This window comes from Blautia sp. MSJ-19 (assembly GCF_018918125.1).
Classification (GTDB): Bacteria; Bacillota; Clostridia; order Lachnospirales; family Lachnospiraceae; genus Blautia_A.
In genome coordinates, this window is sequence record NZ_JAHLQA010000046.1 from 19,100 (window position 1) to 40,024 (window position 20,925).

At 44.1% G+C, this 20,925-nt stretch carries 12 protein-coding genes; 5 read left to right on the forward strand and 7 right to left on the reverse strand.

The window, feature by feature from the left end; translation table 11 throughout:
* Positions 1–1,572, forward strand: coding sequence for a response regulator (locus KQI91_RS15550; protein WP_216393653.1), 1,572 nt, complete (start codon positions 1–3; stop codon positions 1,570–1,572).
* Positions 1,573–1,616: 44 nt separating this feature from the next.
* Here the strand turns inward: KQI91_RS15550 and KQI91_RS15555 are convergent, their stop codons facing one another.
* Genes KQI91_RS15555 through KQI91_RS15565 form a run of 3 tightly spaced genes read right to left on the reverse strand, consistent with a single transcriptional unit; the run spans position 1,617 to position 5,368 of the window.
* A complete protein-coding gene (locus KQI91_RS15555) occupies positions 1,617–3,488 on the reverse strand; it encodes an extracellular solute-binding protein (RefSeq protein ID WP_216393654.1) in 1,872 nt (623 codons plus the stop codon).
* Positions 3,489–3,501: 13 nt separating this feature from the next.
* Positions 3,502–4,386 carry a carbohydrate ABC transporter permease gene (locus KQI91_RS15560; RefSeq protein ID WP_216393687.1) on the reverse strand — a complete coding sequence of 295 codons (885 nt, stop codon included), beginning with the start codon at positions 4,384–4,386 and terminating at the stop codon, positions 3,502–3,504.
* A gap of 49 nt (positions 4,387–4,435) precedes the next feature.
* Positions 4,436–5,368 (reverse strand): ABC transporter permease, encoded by a 933-nt coding sequence (locus KQI91_RS15565; RefSeq protein ID WP_216393655.1) that lies wholly within the window; start codon positions 5,366–5,368, stop codon positions 4,436–4,438.
* A gap of 282 nt (positions 5,369–5,650) precedes the next feature.
* Between KQI91_RS15565 and KQI91_RS15570 the strand changes: the two genes are divergently transcribed.
* Positions 5,651–6,313: a YesL family protein gene (locus KQI91_RS15570; RefSeq protein WP_216393656.1), complete on the forward strand. Its 663-nt coding sequence runs from the start codon at positions 5,651–5,653 to the stop codon at positions 6,311–6,313.
* A 25-nt stretch (positions 6,314–6,338) separates the two neighbouring features.
* Complete coding sequence (locus KQI91_RS15575; RefSeq protein WP_216393657.1) at positions 6,339–8,774, forward strand: GH36-type glycosyl hydrolase domain-containing protein; 2,436 nt, start codon at positions 6,339–6,341, stop codon at positions 8,772–8,774.
* A 567-nt stretch (positions 8,775–9,341) separates the two neighbouring features.
* Here the strand turns inward: KQI91_RS15575 and KQI91_RS15580 are convergent.
* Positions 9,342–11,492, reverse strand: coding sequence for a beta-glucosidase (locus KQI91_RS15580; protein ID WP_216393658.1), 2,151 nt, complete (start codon positions 11,490–11,492; stop codon positions 9,342–9,344).
* 98 nt (positions 11,493–11,590) lie between these two features.
* Entirely contained in the window at positions 11,591–13,930 is a 2,340-nt protein-coding gene (gene yicI / locus KQI91_RS15585) for an alpha-xylosidase (protein WP_216393659.1), read from the reverse strand.
* 257 nt (positions 13,931–14,187) lie between these two features.
* Between yicI and KQI91_RS15590 the strand changes: the two genes are divergently transcribed.
* Entirely contained in the window at positions 14,188–14,415 is a 228-nt protein-coding gene (locus tag KQI91_RS15590) for a hypothetical protein (RefSeq protein ID WP_216393660.1), read from the forward strand.
* Positions 14,416–14,792: 377 nt separating this feature from the next.
* Here KQI91_RS15590 and KQI91_RS15595 read toward each other — a convergent pair whose 3' ends face one another.
* Both KQI91_RS15595 and KQI91_RS15600 read right to left on the reverse strand, forming a co-directional pair.
* Positions 14,793–16,817 (reverse strand): beta-galactosidase, encoded by a 2,025-nt coding sequence (locus KQI91_RS15595; protein ID WP_216393661.1) that lies wholly within the window; start codon positions 16,815–16,817, stop codon positions 14,793–14,795.
* Positions 16,818–16,828: 11 nt separating this feature from the next.
* Positions 16,829–19,873 carry a glycoside hydrolase family 2 TIM barrel-domain containing protein gene (locus tag KQI91_RS15600; RefSeq protein ID WP_216393662.1) on the reverse strand — a complete coding sequence of 1,015 codons (3,045 nt, stop codon included), beginning with the start codon at positions 19,871–19,873 and terminating at the stop codon, positions 16,829–16,831.
* Between the two features lie 103 nt (positions 19,874–19,976).
* Here KQI91_RS15600 and KQI91_RS15605 point away from each other — a divergent pair, with 103 nt between their 5' ends.
* Entirely contained in the window at positions 19,977–20,789 is an 813-nt protein-coding gene (locus KQI91_RS15605) for an AraC family transcriptional regulator (RefSeq protein ID WP_216393663.1), read from the forward strand.
* The last annotated feature ends 136 nt before the right edge of the window (positions 20,790–20,925 follow it).

Sequence of the window (20,925 nt, forward strand, 5' to 3'; positions counted from 1 at the left end):
ATGAAGTTATTTATAGCAGATGATGAAATAGATGTACGCGAGGGACTGCGTTATATTCTGGACTGGTCTGAGCTTGGATTTTATATCTGCGGAGAAGGTAAAAATGGCGCCGATACGCTGGCACAGATTCTGATTTCCAGTCCGGATATCGTTCTTATGGATATTCGCATGCCAAAACTTTCCGGACTGGAAGTCATTAAACAGGCAAAAGAACAGGGATTTCAGGGAAAGTTTATCATCCTCAGCGGCTACTCTGATTTCTCCTATGCGCAGGAAGCAATCAAATACGGTGTTACCTGTTATCTTACAAAACCAATCGACGAAGACGAACTCGAAAAAGCTGTCCTGGAAGCAAAAAAAGCTCTCACGGAAGAACAAAGTGCGCAGAAAAAACTGGTCGAATATCGTTCCAAAGCCAGAGATTCCATTCTGCAGGATATCCTTCTGAACAAGGCTGATTATGCGTATCTTGACTATCATGATATGGCTCTGGAGGCTTCCATTTATCAGGTTGTAATCTACACAAATTACAATCAGGAATCTTTCCAGACTACCTGGAATTTTGCTGATATCCTGCGTCTTGCCAACAAAAATCACAACTCTCTGGACTATATCCGTCTGGAAAATATGAATGTTATTTTGTTAAAAGGCAACTTCGCCCTGAACCGTTTTCAGGAGCTTCTGAACCGTTATATCAGCCAGCCACAGAAAGGTTCTCCACTGGATTCTCTGTTTCTTACATACGGACATCCAGTATACACAGTTGAACAGATCCATGCCTCTTTCCACGATGCTTCTGAACTGATGAAACGAAGATTTTTCTGCAGTCCAAACCAGCATGTTCTTGGATTTCCCGAACTTCCCGAGAACAGCGAAACCGGTACACAGACACCGACATTACGCGATATATATTCCGAACGAATTGCCAATTACATTCAGTCCGGCAATCTTCACATGCTGATGGAAGTTCTGGATGAGCTGAAAAACGACCTTTATTTTACGGATGTGGAAGTACCTGTCCTGAAACATTATCTTGCAGATATCATGATTCAGGTCAAATCCATCATTACTCATACTTATGGCATTGCAGACCTTCCAATCCCAAATAACGCCGCCATCATCAGTACGATCGAAGAGCAGTATTATCTGTATGAAATTTTACAGTTTTTTACCGTACAGTTTGAAATGTACATGAATGCGATCGACTCTCCAAGCCGCGAAAGTGTCATGGATGGAATTTTGAATTATATCCATCACAACTACCAAGAAAACCTGAAGCTTGGCTCCATTGCAGAGCTCTTCGGATACAACAGTTCCTATCTTGGAAAGGTCTTCAGCAAAACGACCGGCAAAAATTTTAATTCCTATGTAGATGAAGTCCGGATTGAAAACTCCAAGAAATTACTTGAAGAACATGACTACAAAGTGTACGAGATCGCACAGAGAGTCGGTTACACAAACGTTGATTATTTCCACAAAAAATTCAAGAAATATACCGGCATGAGTCCTGCAGAGTATCGAAAAGAACAGGCAGGCACACACAAAGAACAAAGCATATTAAAAAATGACTGAGGATTTATTCCCCAGTCATTTTCTATATGATCCACGATCCAGATTTATGCTGCCTCGTCTGCTTCCGGTGTCTCTGTTGCGGCCTCTGTCGCTTCCGGAGTTTCTGTTGTCTCTTCATCTGTCGTTGTATCATCGGAGTTTGAATTGTTATAGTCTTCTACAGTCTGCTCTCTTGCTGCTGCCTGATCTTTCGCATTCTGCATATCAACTTTCAGAACATCTTCGTATCCAAGTCCTTTGACAGTATCCTGCATGTTTTTGAGGATCGCATTGAATTCATCCTCATCTGATGCAAATACCATCTGCCAGGAGCTGTCAACGATTGTTGTCTTACACTGGTTTCTCAGTGTTGTAATGTCAGAAGATTCCTCCGGCTGTGTATAAGAAGTACCGGCTGCTACAGAAAGCGCATTTTTGTTTTCCAGATATTCAATCGTTGTCTGTGCTCCGTCTGCCCATTCTTTCCAGCTTGTATCCAGTGCTGTGTTATTCTTTTCAAGAACAGAGGACCACATGGTTTCCATGTATGGTTCGTTGGTATTCGGGTCTGTATCAACAAGTGCCACGGTCTTGAAGTTCAGTGCAGATACACCATCTTTCCAGGAGCCGCCGCCCCATTCATCCGGTACAGTTACATCATTACTTGGAAGTGCTTTTTCACCGAATTCTGTGAGCACCGGTTTGTCACCGTCCATTTCCCAGGTAAGACCTTCCGGGCCTGCTGCACCGTTGGCCTGTCCTGCACATTCCACACCTTCCGGAGAGTACAGCCAGTCAATAAACTCTGCAATTCTCTCAGGCTCTTTTGCCTGGCTTCCGATGCTGATAACAACTTTTGCGTTACCTTCGGAGTAACATCCTGCGGTATATGGTGCAGAATCTTCGATGAATGCCGGCATGAAACCTGTACCAGCTTCTTTGTGCTCGGTTGTATTATAGTAAGACGGTCCCTGGTAAGACCAGAGCGAAGTAAGGATCTGTCCGTCACGGTATTTATCAGAAAGGATATCATAATTCTGAGTTGTTGATTCCGGATCGATCAGTCCCTCCTGATTTGCTTCGAAGAGGAATTTCAGTGCTCTTACATAAATTCCATCACTGTCTGTGATATCCTGGAAATCACTTCCGTCTGCTTTTGCAAGAACAAAACCTGTGCCGGTGTCATTATATCCATAGAGAGAGCAGAAATTCTTTGCTGCCACCATGGAGCTTCCATCCCAGTCTTTGAAGAGAGACAGCGCATAAGTCTTTTTGCCGGAATCACTTTCCGGAATCTGCTCCTGGAGCTGCTTCATGATTGGAAGCCAGTCTTCAAGTGTCTTGATCTCCGGGCATCCAATTGCTTCATATGCATCCCATCTCATATAAGCGGCAACCATCGGCTCGATACCATCTGCAGAAACTTCCGGTGACTGACTGGAAATCTCACTTGGAATTCCCCATACTCCGTCCTGTCCGGCATTTTCATTTGCTTTTGTGATTGCATCACTATAGTTTTTCATGACATCTTTGTCTTTGAGAAGATCTGTCATGTCCATCAGAAGTCCGGCTTTTACCATATCTTTGAAACGTCCGTTTTCTGTACTGGAAATGATGATATCTCCGAGGTTTCCTGCTGCGGATCTTGTCTGGAACAGGGTGTCTCCGCCGCCGGCTACATTCGGTGCAATGATGTTCAGTTCAATGTTGAATTTATCTTTAACGATCTTACCGAACCATCCGGACTGGATTCCCTGATAGTTTGCCTGGTCATCATATACATCTACGGTCAGAAGCTCATCAGAACTTCCGGAATCACTGCTGTCAGATGCACTTGCGGTGTCTTTGGAACTGCTGTCGCTTCCACCACATCCGGTCAGCACGGTTGTCGCTGCCAACGCAGCACAGAGCAAAATGCCTACTACTTTTTTCTTCATCAAAATATCCTCCTTAACCTTTTACAGAACCGATCATGATGCCAGATACAAAGAATCTCTGGAAAATCGGATATACAAACAAAATCGGTAATACAACAATGACTGATACAGTCATTCGAATAGAAGTCGGTGTCTGCTGTGATGCAAGCATGGCTGCAGAAACAGTTCCCGTATTACGGACCATAGCTGCCAGTGAGCTTGCCTGGTTGATATAAGTGTACAACAGATACTGCAAAGAATAAAGCTTCTGATCTGTAATATAGATCAACGTATCCTGGAAGGAGTTCCACTGTGCAACAGCTGCCCAGATTGCTACAGTAGCAAGGATCGGTTTTGCTGTCGGAAGGATGATCTTCCAGAAGATCGTCAGGATTCCGGCCCCGTCGATCTCAGCCGCTTCCTGAAGTGATTTTGGCATGGACTCTACGTAAGTCTTAACCATGATGATGCTGAATGGCTGTACGATCGCAGGTAAGATATATACCCAGAAAGTATTGGTAAGATGCAGGGTTCGCATGGTGATAAACATTGGGATGATACCTGCATTAAAGTACATGGTGATCACGAAAAAACGATACCAGAATTTTCTGTGCCACAGTTCCTCCTGCGTAAAAAGGAATCCCAGAAAGGCTGATGCCAGTACTGCACAGACAGTACCGATCACAGTTCTGGCGACAGAAATCAATGCTGCCATCGGCAGTCCATTCAAAGATAATACCTGGATATAATTTCCAAGATGAATTCCTTTCGGAAGGAAATTGATGACTCCGTTTGCACTTAATTCGTTGTTACTGATGGTGTTGATGATCATATAATAAAACGGATAAACACAGATCAGTGTAATAATGATAAACACCAGATAGTTGATAATACTGAATGCCACGTCTCCGCTTTTCATTTTTTTATGATGCTTTTTTACTACGGCTTCCACTTCTTTTCCTCCCTCCTTAAATGATGGACGCTCCACGCGTCTTCTTTGATACAAAGTTTACGATTGCAAGCAATGTAACACTGACGATACTCTTCAACATACTGATCGCAGTTGCAAGTGACAGGCTGCTTCCCGTCATACCAATGTTATAAACATACAGGTCAAGTACCTGGATATGTTCTTTATTAAATGCGTTCTGGAATACATAGTACTGATCCATACCGTTATTCAGGAAGTTTGCTACAGACATCATCAGAAGTACGAAGAATGTCGGTGCAAGTGCCGGTACTGTGATATTTTTGATCAGCTGAAAACGATTTGCACCGTCTACTTTTGCTGCCTCATAAAGTTCCTGATCGATTCCGGCGATTGCTGCCAGATACATGATTGCGCCCCATCCAAGGCCTTTCCACATGCTCCATAATGTCATCCACAGATATGTATGTGCATCGCTGTCCAGAAATTTGATCGGTGTTGTGATGATTCCCATATTCTGCAGAACAGTATTTACCATACCACTGTCTGTAAATAAACTGAATGCTACGGAATAAACAAGAACCCAGCTGATGAAGTTTGGCAAAGTTGTCAGAGTCTGTACCAGATTCTTGAACCATTTACATTTGATCTCATTCAAAAAAATAGCAAATGCCGCCGGCAGGATTGATGTCGCGATGCCAAGTAAACTCATGGCAAATGTATTTTTCATTACCTGAATCATCTGTGCGACCTGTGTCTTATTTGCAAATAATGTCTTAAACCATTTCAGGCCTACAAAATCACACTGTGACAGGCTGAGTGGTGGTTTGTAATCATAGAAGGAATAAATCCATCCATGAAGTGGGAAATAAGAAAACAGGAAACACAAAATGATAAACGGTATCAGGCAATAGAACAACCTGCGGCTCTGGGCTGCATTTCGTTTTGTTTTGCTTACCGCTTGTTTTTTCATTTTACTCTCTCCTTCTTTTTTAATTGTGCTGCAGCTTCTCTTTAAGTCGCACTCATTGTAGCATTCTCTCTATATAAGAAGATACCGACCAAATCAGAGGGTAAATATAGGAAAAATCCTGTCTTTTTCAGATACAGGTTGAAGAAATCTATTTTTGAACGTATTTTACCTCTATTTTTGTCCGTAGTTTTTTGTCTGATTCCCCCATAAGATAAGCATGAGTTAAGAAAAACTGTTCTTATTTTAAAAGTTTTTATTTTACTTTATGGAAGGAGAAATGTTATGAAATTCAACACCGAAAGCCCTGTCTTTCAGTTTCTTGAAACTCTTTTTGATTTTGTGATCCTGAATGTTCTTTTTCTGATCACGTGTATTCCTGTTGTGACGATCGGGCCAGCCATCAGTGCCCTGTATACTGTTACACTTCGTGAGGTAAGAAATGAACAGGGATATATCATTCGTTCTTATTTCGCTGCTTTTAAAGAAAATTTCAAACATTCTTTTTTACTGTCCGTTTTATATACCATTGTCGGAGCAATACTTCTCTACAATCTGGCGTTCTGGGCTCAGATGAAAACGGCTGTCGGCAGTGCATTTCTGATCATAATCGCAGCCTGTACACTGCTTTATGTTATTTCACTCTTATATGTATTTGCTCTGAGTGCAAGATTTGAAAACACCATAAAACGAACCGTAAAAAATTCTCTGCTGATCGCACTGGCAAGTCCTGTACAGACACTTATGATCTTGCTGATCGCTGTAATCGGCTTTGCTCTGACCAGTGTAAGCCCGCTGTTCCGTGTTTTTCTGGTTATTTTCGGATTTGCTTTTCTGGCCTACTGTGCTTCTTTTCCACTGACCAAAGTATTCAGCAAATACGAAAATGATTTACCTGGTAAAACATCTGATTTTGAATGTTTGAAGGATTGTGGAAACAATCCGTAACTAATATATAAGGAGATTTTTCACTATGAAATATGGATTTTTTGACGACGAAAACAAAGAATATGTAATCACAGATCCGCGCACTCCAAATCCGTGGATCAATTATCTTGGAAATGAAGACTTCTTTTCTCTGATTTCCAATACTGCCGGTGGATACAGTTTTTATAAGGATGCAAAACTGCTCCGTATCACCCGTTACCGTTACAATAATGTGCCGGCGGATACAAACGGACGCTATTATTTCATCAATGACGAAGGAACGATCTGGAACCCGGGATGGCAGCCATCCCAGACATCTCTGGACAGCTATGAATGCCATCACGGACTGGGATATTCCCGATTTCATTCTTCCAAAAATGGACTCGCAGCTGACCTGACTGCCTTCGTACCTCTTCATGAGACATGCGAAGTCAACTATCTGAAGCTCAAAAACACAGATTCCAAAGTACATAAACTGACACTGACTTCCTATGTGGAATTCTGTTTCTGGAATGCAGTGGATGATTCTACAAACTTCCAGAGAAACTTAAGTCTTGGTGAAGTCGAGGTCATTGGATCTGAGATCTACCATAAAACAGAATACAGAGAACGTCGTAATCATTACGCATTTTACAGCGTGAATCAGCCTGTCGATGGATTTGATACAAGCCGCGATGATTTTCTCGGAGCCTATGGTTCTATTCAGAAACCAAAAGCGGTTGCTGAGCGCACTTCTTATCAGACAATGGCGAGTGGCGGTGCTGTGATCGGTTCTCACAGAATTGAAGTTGAGCTTCATCCAGGCGAAGAAAAAACTTTTATCTTCCTGCTTGGCTATGCCGAAAATCCGGATGACCAGAAATGGGAAGCTCCGAATGTGATCAATAAAACGCCAGCCCACAAAATCATCTCCCGTTATCAGACCAGCGCACAGGTGGAAGAAGCACTTTCCAGACTTGCTTCCTACTGGGACAGCCTTCTGTCCAGATATGCACTTTCCTGTGCGGACGAAAAGCTTTCCAGAATGGTAAATATCTGGAACCAGTATCAGTGTATGGTTACGTTTAATATATCCCGTTCCGCATCTTATTTTGAATCCGGAACAGGCCGTGGCATGGGATTCCGTGATTCCTGCCAGGATCTTCTTGGCTTCGTGCATCTGATCCCGGAACGTGCCCGTGCGCGAATTCTTGATATTGCCGCTACCCAGATGGAAGACGGAAGTGCCTACCATCAGTATCAGCCGCTGACCAAGCGCGGTAATCTGGATATCGGAAGCGGTTTTAATGACGATCCTCTGTGGCTCATTGCTGCAGTCAGTGCATACATAAAAGAAACCGGTGATTACACCATCCTTCATGAATCCGTTGATTTTGACAACGATTCTTCCAAAGCAGCCCCTCTCCTGGAGCATTTGAAGCGTTCATTTGAATTTACACTGACGCATCTTGGACCACATGATCTGCCCCTTATCGGGCGGGCCGACTGGAACGACTGCCTGAATCTCAACTGTTTCTCCCGAGAACCAGGCGAGCCGTTCCAGACTACAGGTCCATCTGAGGGACCTGTTGCAGAGTCTGTATTTATTGCAGGTATGTTTGTAAAATACGCAAAAGAATATGGTCGAATCAATCAGATCATTGGAAATAAGAAAGAAGCTGACAGAGCCTTCTCTGCTGCTGACAATATGTATCAGGCAATACTGAAGGATGGATGGGATGGTGAATGGTTCCTTCGTGCATATGACGCAGCCGGTGAAAAAGTTGGCTCACACGAGAATGAAGAGGGCAAAATTTTCATTGAACCGCAGGGATTCTGTGTACTTGCCGGAGTCGGTGTGAAAGAAGGAAAAGCCAGAGAAGCTCTGGATTCTGTTAAGAAACATCTCGATACCAAATACGGAATCATGCTCCAGCAGCCGGCTTATCAGACCTATCATCTGAATCTTGGTGAGATTTCTTCCTACCCGCCGGGATACAAAGAAAATGCAGGTATTTTCTGCCACAATAATCCGTGGGTATCTATTGCAGAAACAGTGATTGGACGCGGAAACAGAGCGTTTGAAATTTATAAGAAAACGTGTCCTGCATATATTGAAGACATCAGTGAAATCCATCGTACAGAACCTTATGTATATTCTCAGATGATTGCAGGTGCGGACGCTCCAAAACACGGAGAAGCTAAAAACAGCTGGCTGACCGGTACTGCCGCATGGACCTTTGTAAATGTTTCTCAATATCTGCTCGGCATTCAGCCAGATTACGACGGACTTCGTATTGACCCGTGTCTGCCGGATGAACTGAAGGAAATCACTCTTGAGAGAACTTATCGTGGTGCACAGTATCATGTGCATGTTGTGAAACCGGATGGGGTTGAAAAGGGTGTCAACAAAATGCTTGTAAACGGTACCGAAGTTGACGGAAATCTGGTACGACCGGTTGATGGATGCAAAGAATATACTGTTGAAATTGTGATGGGATAAAGAAAAATATTTTGAGAAATTAAGTTACCGCTGAGATATTATATATAGAAGTGTGAACAGCTTCATCGCTGGGAATTACTAAGCCAGAGAATAACTGCTAAAATCATTCAGAAAAACCGCAAACTCGCATAAATGCTCAAACAGTGCGGTTTTGTCTGAATAACGCAGTTAATGCTCTGTCTAAGAAATTCCACAGCTCTTCCAGAGGTTCACTATTCTATATATAATACTCAGCGTTTTTTAATTTACTCAAAGGGCAAGACAAGAACAAAGCGGACATATTCCAAATGTATCTAGTCACATTCTCGCAGAGTATTTTTACATAATTAGAACAACGTAAAAAACACCGAATATTATATCTGAATCGTAAACATTTGCAGGAATCATAGAATCTCTTAGATAATTCAAGACTGTGTTATACACGAAAATCGTGCTGTCTGAGCGAAGCGAGTTCACGATTTTCATGTATGTTTTTAACAGTCGCAGAATTAACTTTAGAGATTCATGATTTCGAAGCCGTTTACGAGGCAATTATAATATCTCGGTGTTGACTTAATTTCTTATAGTTTATAACTCACATGATGTAACCTGGCAGATGTCTGCAACAGATTTACCTGCGTAGATCTGATAGATACCTGGTTCTACTTTAAACATATGTGTTTCTTCGTCAAAGTATGTGAATGCATCTGGATCGAGATCGAGTTCGATGCGTCTGGATTCGCCTGCCGGAAGTTCAAGCTTGTCGAATGCCGCCAGCACTTTCTTTGGACGTTTAATGTCGGATTCTGGTTTGCCGACATAGATCTGAACGACTTCTTTTCCGTCCATTTTACCTGTATTGGATACTTTCAGACTGACTCTTACCTGCGGTTTTTCTCCCGGCATTTTGAGGACTACTGCAAGTTCTGAAAGATCAAATTCTGTATAGGAAAGTCCATGTCCAAACGGGAAAAGCACCTCAATATCACTGGTATCATAATGACGGTATCCCACAAAAATATCTTCTGTGTACTCTACAGTTTTGCCTCCCGGGAACTCTCCAACGCTGTGTGCAGAGCAGTCGAGATGGGTTTTCGGAAAAGTCTCCGGAAGTCGTCCGGACGGATTTGCTTTGCCAAAAAGGACCTCTGCAAGTGCGGTTCCACCCTCCATTCCGGCGTACCACTGCCATACAAGAGTCTTTGCATTATCTATCCACGGCATCTCCACTGGTGAACCGGAAACCATGATCACGACAGTATCTGGATTGACATCCAGGACCTCCTCAATCAGCTTATCCTGCTCATATGGAAGTTTCATATCCGGTCTGTCATGTCCTTCCAGATCCTGCAGATGATTCTGCCCACCGATCAGGATAACTGTCTCATACTGTCCTGCTTTTTCTACTGCTTCTGCTCTTAAGGCGCGGCGTTTTTCTTCCAGTTCCTGGCTTGCTTTTCTGGCTTCACCGGTGGAACCACCACCGTTTTCCAGGCTGTCTGCCTGCCAGTTGACATCACTGTTCTGCGCTTCCATATCGTCTGCAAAATATCCCTGAACAAAGTCAATCTGAGTATTTCCACCGAGTAGTTTCTTGATTCCGAGAAGCGGGGAAATTTCGTAAAGTGCCTTGATTTCTGCACTTCCACCACCATTGGAGTGAATACGGTTTGCATTATCTCCAATGACCAGAATACGGTTTGTTTTCTGTGAGAGAGGAAGTTTTTTATCCTCATTTTTCAGGAGTACTACGGATTCTCTGGCGGTTTCCAGAACGCTCTGACGATGCTCCGAAATGTTGTAGCAGCCTGCTTTTCGCTGGTCTTTTTCTTCCCCGATCATGTGCAGACGGAACATCATTCGGAGGATGTTTCGAACCTTTTCATCGAGCAGTTCCTCCGCAACTTCACCTTTTTCTACTGCTTCTTTCAACGGCTGTGCCATGCAGTATTCATCGAAATTATAGGTGACAGACATCTCAATATCAAGGCCGCTTTCCGCTGCTTCTTTTGTCTTGTGAACAGCTCCCCAGTCGGATACGACCATGCCGTCATATCCCCATTCTTTACGAAGGATTTCATTCAGAAGCTCTTTGTTTTCACAGCAGTGTTTTCCTTTGTAAAGATTATAGGCTCCCATTATGGAATAGGACTTCTGTGCAGCTTTTTTGAATGCCGGGAAATAGATTTCTCTTGCTGCACGATCACTGACTTTGACATCTACCCAGAGACGTTCTGTCTCCTGGTTATTGATCGCAAAATGCTTCACACAGGCCGCCACATCTGCGGTCTGGACACCCTCAATCACCGGCACTGCCATCTCGCCGCTCAGGTACGGATCTTCACTCATATATTCGAAATTTCGTCCACAGAGAGGACTTCTTTTGATGTTGATCCCCGGTGCGAGAATGACATCTTTTCCACGTCCTCTTGCCTCTTCTCCGAGGACTTTTCCTGTCTCATAGGCAAGCTTTCTGTTCCATGTGGATGCCAGTGCACTGTTGCTTGGGAGGTAGGTCACATAGTCGTCGCTGTTCCCCACCGGAACCCAGGAATCGTCAGGAAATTCATTGCGGACTCCCATCGGACCGTCAGACATCTTGACTGGCGGAATCCCCAGGCGCTCAACTCCTTCTGTGCGAAAAAGCCCTGCACCGTGGATCATTCCGATCTTTTCATCGAGAGTCAGTTCTTTTATCAGATCTTCGATCTGCTTTTCGATCTTTTCATTTTTCTGCATTTTTTAACTCCTCATTTACAAAACAAACCGGCTATCGAATATATATCTGTCAATTGATAACCGGTTTGCAGCTTTTATAGTTTCTCTTTATTTATACATTACAGAGTTACTGTGATCTGTGCGTTTCCTGCACATTTGATCACTGTATCATTGTCCTTTATCTGGTACTCTGCGCCCTGTACATCTTTCGCGATCTCATTTACAAGAACGATGCTGCAAGGTTTCTTTGCCTGTACCTGGATCTCAACTTTGCCACCATTTCTTTCAGCAAATACAGTTGCCTCTACCTGTCTGTCCATTCCGCAGACAAATGTAGAAGCTTTTCCACCGTCTGTAAGAGAATATGCTCTGATCTCCACATTTTCCGCATAATCATAGTCCGGTTTCATCTTTTCCTGTCCGACTGCGATCAGACTGTTTTCTCTTGCAAATACAGGAATGCTGAGGTATCCGCAGTGCTCCTCATACCATTTGCCGCCTTCTTTGACTTCACCTGTCAGATAGTGTGTCCAGGTTCCCTCCGGCAGATAATAGATGGCTTTGCTTTCATCGTTAAAGATCGGTGCTACAAGGAGAGAATCACCAAGCATGTACTGTTTGTCCAGGTATGAGCAGTTACGGTCCTGTGTAAATTCCATGACCATGCTTCGCATCATAGGAACGCCTGTGGCAGCAGTTTCGATAGAATTTCTGTACAGGTACGGCATGAGCTGTGCTTTTACCTCTGTGAAATAACGCACAACATCTACTGCTTCTTCATCGTAAGCCCACGGTACACGGTAGGAAGTGCTTCCGTGCAGTCTGGAATGAGAAGACATCAGACCGAATGCAGCCCAGCGTTTGTAAACATCCGGTGTGGAAGTGCTTTCAAAACCGCCGATATCATGGCTCCAGTAACCAAATCCGGACATGGTAAGGGAGAGTCCTCCACGAAGACTTTCTTCCATGGATACATAGTCAGACCAGCAGTCACCGCCCCAGTGTACCGGGAATTTCTGTCCGCCGACAGTTGCGGAACGGGCGAACAGAACAGCCTCACCTTTGCCTCTCTTGCGCTCCAGAAGTTCAAATACTGTTTTGTTGTAAAGATAGGTATAATAGTTGTGCATTTTTTCCGGAGCAGATCCGTCTGCATAGACACAGTTGACCGGGATCCTCTCGCCAAAATCTGTCTTAAAGCAGTCAACGCCCATGTCGAGAAGGACTTCCAGTTTGTCCTGGAACCACTTGCATGCTTCCGGATTTGTGAAGTCAACAAGTGCCATTCCCGGCTGCCACATATCCCACTGCCATACATCACCGTTCGGTCGTTTGATAAAGTATCCGTGCTCTTTTCCCTCTGCAAAAAGTACAGATTCCTGTGCAATATATGGATTGATCCATACGCAGATGTTGAGTCCTTTTGCCTTGATCCTGCTGAGCATTCCTTCCGGGTCCGGGAATACACGGGTATCCCACAGAAAATCTGACCAGTGGAAATCTTTCATCCAGAAACAGTCAAAATGGAACACACGAAGTCCGATTCCACGGTCCAGCATGCCATCTACAAAGCTCATAACTGTCTCTTCATCATAGTTTGTTGTGAAGGATGTGGAAAGCCAGAGACCATAGGTCCACGGTGCCGGAAGGGACGGTTTTCCTGTGAGATCTGTGTAGCGTTTCAGGACATCTTTCATGGTCGGTCCGTTGATCACGAAGTAATCCAGGCTCTCTCCTTTTACGGAAAATTCTACCTTTGTCACCTGCTCGGTTCCTACTTCAAAGGAAACTTTATCAGAGCTGTTTACGAATACACCGTAACCTTTATCTGTCAGATAAAATGGAATATTTTTGTAGGACTGGTCAGTGCTTGTACCGCCGTCTTCATTCCAGATATCAACAGACTGTCCGTTTCTTACCAGTGCTCCGAAACGTTCGCCAAGTCCGTAGACATGCTCATTTACATCAATGCCAAGCTGCTGCCGCATGTAAGCTTTGCCTTCCGGGTCCATATCATAGGCAAAACCGGTCCACTGGGTACGCATGTAGGCAAGGTCTCTTCCGCTGCTTGCAGTCAGAATTTTGTCGTCTCTTTCATAAGACATGCTCCAGTTTTTCTTGTTGATGCGAAGGGAAAGATTTCCTGCTCTTACAAGGATCTCATCTTCTGTTTCTTCTACATCCATCGCACGGTTTTCGTCCAGATTCAGGTCAAATTTCGGGCTGTGATCTTCCACTCCCAGATAATGACTTGTCTGTACACGGATCACGTCCTCCGCCGGTGCTGTGATCCTGATCGTAAGGTTGATTCCACCAAGAGTATCGCCTCTGTGCGCAATATGATGTGTCGGTGCACAGATCACAACTTCATGGTCATTCCTGTTTACAAAATAAGCTTCCTGTGGCGCAAAGCATTCAATTCCTTCCTTCTGCAGCCAGCATCCATTTCCGAATTTCATATATCCATACTCCTTTATATATCATTCTTTTTCTCCATTATACAAAGCAGTGACAAATAAAAATACTGGCAGAATTCATTGAAAAATACGCTACTTTTTAGACATCAGGTGATGCCGCCGACATAAGAAAGTTCTCGACCAAATATTACTCAAATTAAATTTCATGCATATTGACGTATTCCCATGTTTTTATGGTATCATAATAGATATTATCCATATTGGAAACCGTGGTCATATTTTAAAGGAGTGTGATAATTATGTCCAGTATAAAAGAACGAATTTTCGGAGCTGTTACCGTCATGAGCGAAGAGGATGCGCAAAAAGTCTGGGATCTGATTCTCTCCACTTTTGCTCTTGATAATATCGAACAGGTTGTGCCTGACCCTGACGAACAGGCAATTATGAACGCCTATAAAAATGGCGATCCTGATTATCAGCCATCTGTTTCTCAGGAAGATTTGCTTAAAGAATTGAATTTAGAATAGCTTCTGCATCGGCAAACGTGCTCATTCTCCCAATCGATGCCAATAAACCACTATAACAAATCTGGCAAGCATCGAAAAATATCCAACCATTCTCTCCGATGCTGACAACTTGATAAAACCAGCATATTGAGCATCGAGAATTACGCTATCTTTCAATCCGATGCCTGTTAATCAATATAACGGCTCTATTAGACATCGAGAAACACACACACCCGCCAAATCCGATGCAAACAGCTTATCAAAGTAGATTTGTCAGTATTTTGGGGGATACTTCCCCATTAATATCTGCATAAAAAAAGTTCCTGGCAAAATGCCTAATGTCATTTAGATAAAGATGACATTGGCAAAATGCCGGGAACTTTTTTCTATTTTATTCTTTATTTTCTTTTCTTCAGAATCCTTGTCTGCAGTGGAGCCATGACTTCGCTTTCGGTTCCGTAGAGCAGTTCATACTCTGCCGGGACAGCGACGGTCTGTGGTTTACGTGCGTAGTTCTGGATGAAGAGGTATTCGGTGTCTTCGCTTTCTCTCACGGTTACGGCAACACCTTCCGGAATGAATTCGATCGGGGATTTCAGTCCTGCTTCTGCAGCTACTCTGCCGTAGAAGTCCTGATAGAATCCAAGTTCCATATCCGCGCATACATAGTATACATGACCTTTGCCGAATGCTTTGTGTGTCAGTACCGGGTAGCCCTGATAGAAGTCCTCGCCGTAGCGCATCAGCACTTCTGCGTCAGAAACTTCAACCAGTTCGCAGAGGTTTTTGCAGGAATATACATTGCTGATTCCAAGGTAGCTTCCTGCCTGTGGAATCGCATGGTTTTCTTCCCAGTCATAGAGAGCGTCGATCTCTGCACTGCGGATTCCTGTTACATCCATCAGACCATACGGAGTTCCGTCAAGGAAACATTTGTCTGTACCGTCTACCAGTCCGGACCAGTAGGAAAGCACCAGAGTTCCACCGTTTTCCACGTAAGTACGGAGTTTTTCTTCGTATCCGTCTTTGAACATATATGCCATCGGAGCTGCCAGAACTTTGTAGTCTGCAAGGTCATGTTCCATTGCAATAATGTCAACATTCAGTCCCTGTTCTCTCAGTGCACGGTAGTTCTTCTGCACATTTTCACGATAATGCATGTCTTCATTTCTCGGTCCCTGTACATCAGCGATCGCCCAGTCATTTTCACGGTCATAGAGAACAGCTGCCTGGGATTTCATGTTAGTTCCAACAGTCTCCTGGATCTGTTCCAGAACCTCTCCAACCTCTGTTACTTCACGGAAAACACGGGTATCTTCTTTACCGTAATGATCGATCACAGCACCGTGGAATTTCTCGGAAGCCCCCTGACTCTGACGGAGCTGGAAGTACAGGACACTGTCAGAACCATGAGCAACTGCCTGGAGAGAACCTGCCAGAAGCATTCCCGGTTTCTTAAGTTTGTTGATCGGTTTCCAGTTGGTTGCAGACGGGCAGGATTCCATGAGAAGGAACGGTGCTTTCTTGATGCTTCGCATCAGGTCGTGCTGCATTGCCGCATCAACAGCTGTGATATATTCCTCTTTTTTGTGCCATCCCGGATAGTTATCCCAGGATACAATATCGAGAACATCTTTGAATTTCTTGTAATCCAGACCGTCAAAATCATACATCAGATTGGCGGTTACAGGCAGTTCAGAACCGCCTTCACGGATCGCATCAACCTCATTTTTGATAAAGTCGATCGTCTGATCTGTGACAAAACGTTTCCAGTCAAGTTTCAGTGCATGAAGTTCATTTTCACCCTTTGTGGACGGACTTTCGATCTGATCAAAACTGTTGTAAATATGGCTCCAGAATGTGGTACACCAGCTCTTGTTGAGATTTTCGATCGTGCCATATTTCTCTTTCAGCCATTCTCTGAACTTCGCCTGACACAGCGGGCAGTGGCATTCTCCGCTGAACTCATTGGAAATGTGCCACAGCATAACTGCCGGATGTTTGCCGAATCTTTCGGCTAATTTCTTATCGATCGCATGGACTTTTTCTCTGTATACCGGAGAGGTAAAGCAGTGATTGTGCCTGCCGCCGAAGAATCTTCTTGTTCTGTCCGGGTCCATACGAAGAACTTCTTCGTATTTGTCTGCCATCCATTTTGGTCTTGCTCCTGACGGAGTTGCAAGGATCGTATAGATGCCTTCTTTGTAAAGATTATTGATGATCTCTTCCAGCCAGTCGAAGTTATATTTTCCTTCTTCCGGTTCCAGAACAGCCCAGGAAAAAATTCCTACAGATACTGTATTGATGTGTGCTTTTTTGAAATATTCGATGTCTTTCTGAAGAATATCCGGGCGGTCAAGCCACTGCTCCGGGTTATAATCTCCACCGTGAAGGTAACGTCCGTATTTAATCTGTTTAGCCATTTTGTCTCCTCTTAAAGTCCCTTAAATACAAAGGAAAATTCCATCTTTTTGTCAGTTTTGAGTAAGTATTCTTCGTGTGTGCGTGCGCCCCAGCTGTCGTCACCGCCGATTCCCATCTGTTCTTTTGCGACACGTACAACCGTGTAATGAACTTCCGGAAGTTCGTATGGATGCATTGCATTTTCCATTTCATGTGGGGTGTATGGAAGTGCTGAGAACATCATCGGACCATTATTTTCATCCATCTCAAAGAGCATTCCTCTGCCCTTGCGGTCGGTTACTTTTGCCCAGCGTACTTCTTCTTTTGCTCCACATTCCTGTGGAACCATATATCTTGCCATGTTGTCTGCAACTTTGTTTGCATAGATGCCGAGTTTTGCACCTTTCTTACGATCAGAATAGGTCTCTGCCTCGCCAAGTCCGTACCATTCTACACGGTCATAGTCTGCATTGAATTTGAAGATCACACCAAATTCCGGCATATCGCCAAGCTCTTTGACCGGGTCATAACTGAGAGTTGTTTTTACTCTTCCATCACCGGATACTTCGTAGGAAAGTCTGCATTCGCTGAGCGGTGTGGTCGGCATGAGATAAGTATAAGTTACTTTTACAGTCTTCTCATTCACTTCTACTTCCGGTGTATTTCCCGGGCCGTATGGTCCCTGGCGGAAGTCTTTGTGATTCAGATACATGCTGGCGATCTTCCACTGTCCGTAGCGCATTCCCATGAGATTTCCACAGTCATTGTCGGTTGGTGCACGCCAGAAATTCGGCTTCGGAATTGCCTCGATCATCTCTTTTCCGGCATATTTATAAGATACCAGCCCGCCGTTTAATACGGAGAAAAGCACTTCAAAGTGTGCACCTCTGACACCGATATTGTGTGTGCTGCGGATCACTTCTACGCCTTCCGGGCAAGCCTTTTTCGGCTCTTCAACCTGGTATACATACTGTCCAAAAGCCACCTCATGTCCTACTTCTGCCCATGCTTTATCCTCTTTCAAGTGGAAAGAAACCGTCACTGCATACTCGCCTGGTTTCTCTTCTTTCGCAAGCGGAAGTGCATAAGTTTCTTCACTTAACGGAGCAACTGCTGTTGCAAGGGAAGCCTTGCGGATCACTTTGCCATTCTTTGCAACGGTTACTTTACAGTCAAAAATATCTGTGTTTACAAACAGGTTTTTGTTGATGACTTTTACGCTGTCTGCACTGACTTCTGCTGTGATGTTCTGGTAGTTGAATTTGACTTCCTGCATCTTCGGAGAAGCATCTCTGTTTCCACCATATGCGATACCATTTCCACTGAAGTTGTAGTCTGTCGGACGTTCTCCGAAGTCACCGCCATATGCCTGGAATTCTTTGCCGTAGCGGTCTTTTTTGTAGATAGACTGGTCAATGTAATCCCAGATAAATCCGCCCTGATACTTCGGTTCTGTGTCTGTCAGATCTGTATATTTGTGCATTGCACCGCAGGAATTTCCCATTGCGTGGGTATATTCACAGCAGATAAATGGCTTGGAACTGTCTTTTGCAAGGAACTCCTTGATCGCTTCTACAGACGGATACATCTGGCTTTCCATGTCGCTGGTATCGTTGTATCTGCGGTCGTGGCAAAGACCTTCATAGTGAACCAGACGAGTCGGATCTTCTTTATGGAAGAACTGTGACATTTCAAAAATATCCTTGCCTCCGAAGGACTCATTTCCGCAGGACCAGATCAGGATCGCAGCGTGGTTTTTGTCTCTCTGGTACATGGAATTTGCACGGTCAAGCATCATATCCAGCCATTCCGGTTTGTCATGCGGCACAACATAAGTGTAATCCTTTGTAAATTCAGCAACATCCCAGGAGCCGTGAGATTCCAGGTTTGTCTCATCGATCATATAGATTCCATATTCATCGCAGAGCTGATAGATCAGGGATGCATCCGGATAATGGCAGGTACGGATCGCATTGATGTTGTTCTGCTTCATGGTCTTTAAGTCTTTGCGAAGTTCTTCTTCGGATACGTGCCTTCCGCTCACAGAACTGAATTCATGACGGTTCACACCCTTGAATACAATACGTTTTCCATTCAGTGTCATGATGCCGTCTTTCATCTCGAAACGGCGGAATCCAACCTTCTGTGGAATCACTTCCTGAAGCTCTCCTGCCTCATTGTAAACATCCAGAGTCAGGTCATAAAGCTGCGGATCTTCTGCGCTCCAGAGTACCGGATCTTCTACTTTCCAGGAATAAATTTCTTCTCCGTCGAGTGCTTTTTTGTCCTCGATCACGGTCTCTCCGTCTTTGGAAAGAGTGATCTTAACTGTGCCTTTGCCCCAGGTATTTGTTCTGATCTCAAGTGCTGCTGCACTTAATGTTTCATCCGGGATCGCACGGATCTGAAGATCATAAACATGAACTTCCGGTACAGTATAAAGGTAAACATCTCTGTAAATTCCGGAGAAACGGAAGAAGTCCTGGTCCTCGCACCAGCTGCTTGCTGTCCATTTGAATACCTGTGCTGCGAGCTTGTTTTCACCTTCTTTTACATACTCGGTCAGCTCAAATTCTGACGGTGTAAAAGAGTCTTCACTGTATCCGACAAAGTGTCCGTTGAGCCATAATGCAATGCCACTCTCTGCTCCCTGGAAGGAGATAAAGAGACGTTTTCCCTGCATTTCTTCCGGCACTTCAAAGTATTTCACATAGCTTGCAACCGGATTGAAATGCTCTGGAATCTCGCCCGGATGAATGTCCTCGTGACCTTCCCACGGATACTGTACGTTGGCATACTGCGGTGCATCATATCCTTCCATCTGGATATGTGCCGGTACACGGATATCGTCCCAGTCTCTGCAGCAATATTCTTCTTTTTCGAATCCCGGAATCACACTTTCATAGTTGCGTGCATAGTGGAATTTCCAGATTCCGTTGAGGTCATAACGGAAAGAAGTTTCTTTTTCCTGCGCTTCCTCTCCATCTCTGTAATATGTATGGTCAGAATGTGCATCCATTCTTCCGTCTTTGAAATACTGTGGATCTTTTACTAAAGAATAATCAAAAGTTTTCATCATTATCCTCCTGCGTTTTATGGATTCATTATAGTATGTATTTTTCTCATGTGGTATAATAAGTCATTCCAAAAAATATAACATTTCGAAACAAGGTGAGCTTATGCCAATTTACTTCCGAAACACTCCTGTAACCATGCCATTCATGTTTGATACCGTTGGAAACCACTGGTATCAGGAGAGTATGCAGCGTCCGAACGGACATCCACATTATCATTATCTCCAGACAGAAACGGGGCGTGGACAAATTGAAATCCGGGGAAAACATTATATTCTGGAGGAACAGGAGGGAATCCTGATCGCACCGTCTGTCCCGCATTCTTATACGAAAGAATCCGAGGAATGGGATACTGTTTTTGCCACATTTACCGGCACACTCTCTTCCGGGATCTCTTCAATCCTTCAGAATCAGTCGGTCGTTTTTGTCAGTAAGGAGCAGGGCCGTCTGATCGAGTGCATCATTTCAGATGCCGTTTCTGAATTCCAGAAATCCATTCCTGATATGAAAGTTCTCTCTGCGCTCTGCTATGACCTGCTGCTTGCTTTTACCCCGGACACTTCTTCCGGAAATCTGACCACCGATCCGTTGTATCAGCGATATGTCGCCCCTACTGTGCAGGAAATCGAAATCCGGTATGCCGAGGAACTGACCGTTCAAGAATTAAGCAGCCGGGTGTTTGTCACTCCTCAGTATCTCTCCCGGCTGTTCCGCAAATTCCTGGGTGTTTCAGTCTATGAATATCTGACCGGATACCGGATCAACAAGGCCAAAGAACTGTTGCTGACCCACACGCACATGAAGATCCAGGAGATTTCCCTCGCGTCCGGTTTCACAGACACCAGTCATTTTATTTCGATCTTTCGGAAATACACGGGAACCACTCCGCTTGATTTCCGTAAGATTTACCACATGTAGATCTTTATAAAAACTACAAAGTTACAAAAAAGGATGCCGCATAATCTGTCTGGGACATATTACGCAATATACCCACAGGACCAAGCAGCATCCTTTTATTTAGTTCATTAATGTTATTGTAACATCCTCCGAATTA

What these genes read in the sequence shown, in the direction of transcription:
- KQI91_RS15550 (WP_216393653.1), top strand. Translation starts at nt 1, where the DNA reads ATGAAGTTATTTATAGCAGATGATGAAATAGATGTACGCGAGGGACTG.
- KQI91_RS15555 (WP_216393654.1), bottom strand. Translation starts at nt 3,488, where the DNA reads ATGAAGAAAAAAGTAGTAGGCATTTTGCTCTGTGCTGCGTTGGCAGCG.
- KQI91_RS15560 (WP_216393687.1), bottom strand. Translation starts at nt 4,386, where the DNA reads ATGAAAAGCGGAGACGTGGCATTCAGTATTATCAACTATCTGGTGTTT.
- KQI91_RS15565 (WP_216393655.1), bottom strand. Translation starts at nt 5,368, where the DNA reads ATGAAAAAACAAGCGGTAAGCAAAACAAAACGAAATGCAGCCCAGAGC.
- KQI91_RS15570 (WP_216393656.1), top strand. Translation starts at nt 5,651, where the DNA reads ATGAAATTCAACACCGAAAGCCCTGTCTTTCAGTTTCTTGAAACTCTT.
- KQI91_RS15575 (WP_216393657.1), top strand. Translation starts at nt 6,339, where the DNA reads ATGAAATATGGATTTTTTGACGACGAAAACAAAGAATATGTAATCACA.
- KQI91_RS15580 (WP_216393658.1), bottom strand. Translation starts at nt 11,492, where the DNA reads ATGCAGAAAAATGAAAAGATCGAAAAGCAGATCGAAGATCTGATAAAA.
- yicI (WP_216393659.1), bottom strand. Translation starts at nt 13,930, where the DNA reads ATGAAATTCGGAAATGGATGCTGGCTGCAGAAGGAAGGAATTGAATGC.
- KQI91_RS15590 (WP_216393660.1), top strand. Translation starts at nt 14,188, where the DNA reads ATGTCCAGTATAAAAGAACGAATTTTCGGAGCTGTTACCGTCATGAGC.
- KQI91_RS15595 (WP_216393661.1), bottom strand. Translation starts at nt 16,817, where the DNA reads ATGGCTAAACAGATTAAATACGGACGTTACCTTCACGGTGGAGATTAT.
- KQI91_RS15600 (WP_216393662.1), bottom strand. Translation starts at nt 19,873, where the DNA reads ATGAAAACTTTTGATTATTCTTTAGTAAAAGATCCACAGTATTTCAAA.
- KQI91_RS15605 (WP_216393663.1), top strand. Translation starts at nt 19,977, where the DNA reads ATGCCAATTTACTTCCGAAACACTCCTGTAACCATGCCATTCATGTTT.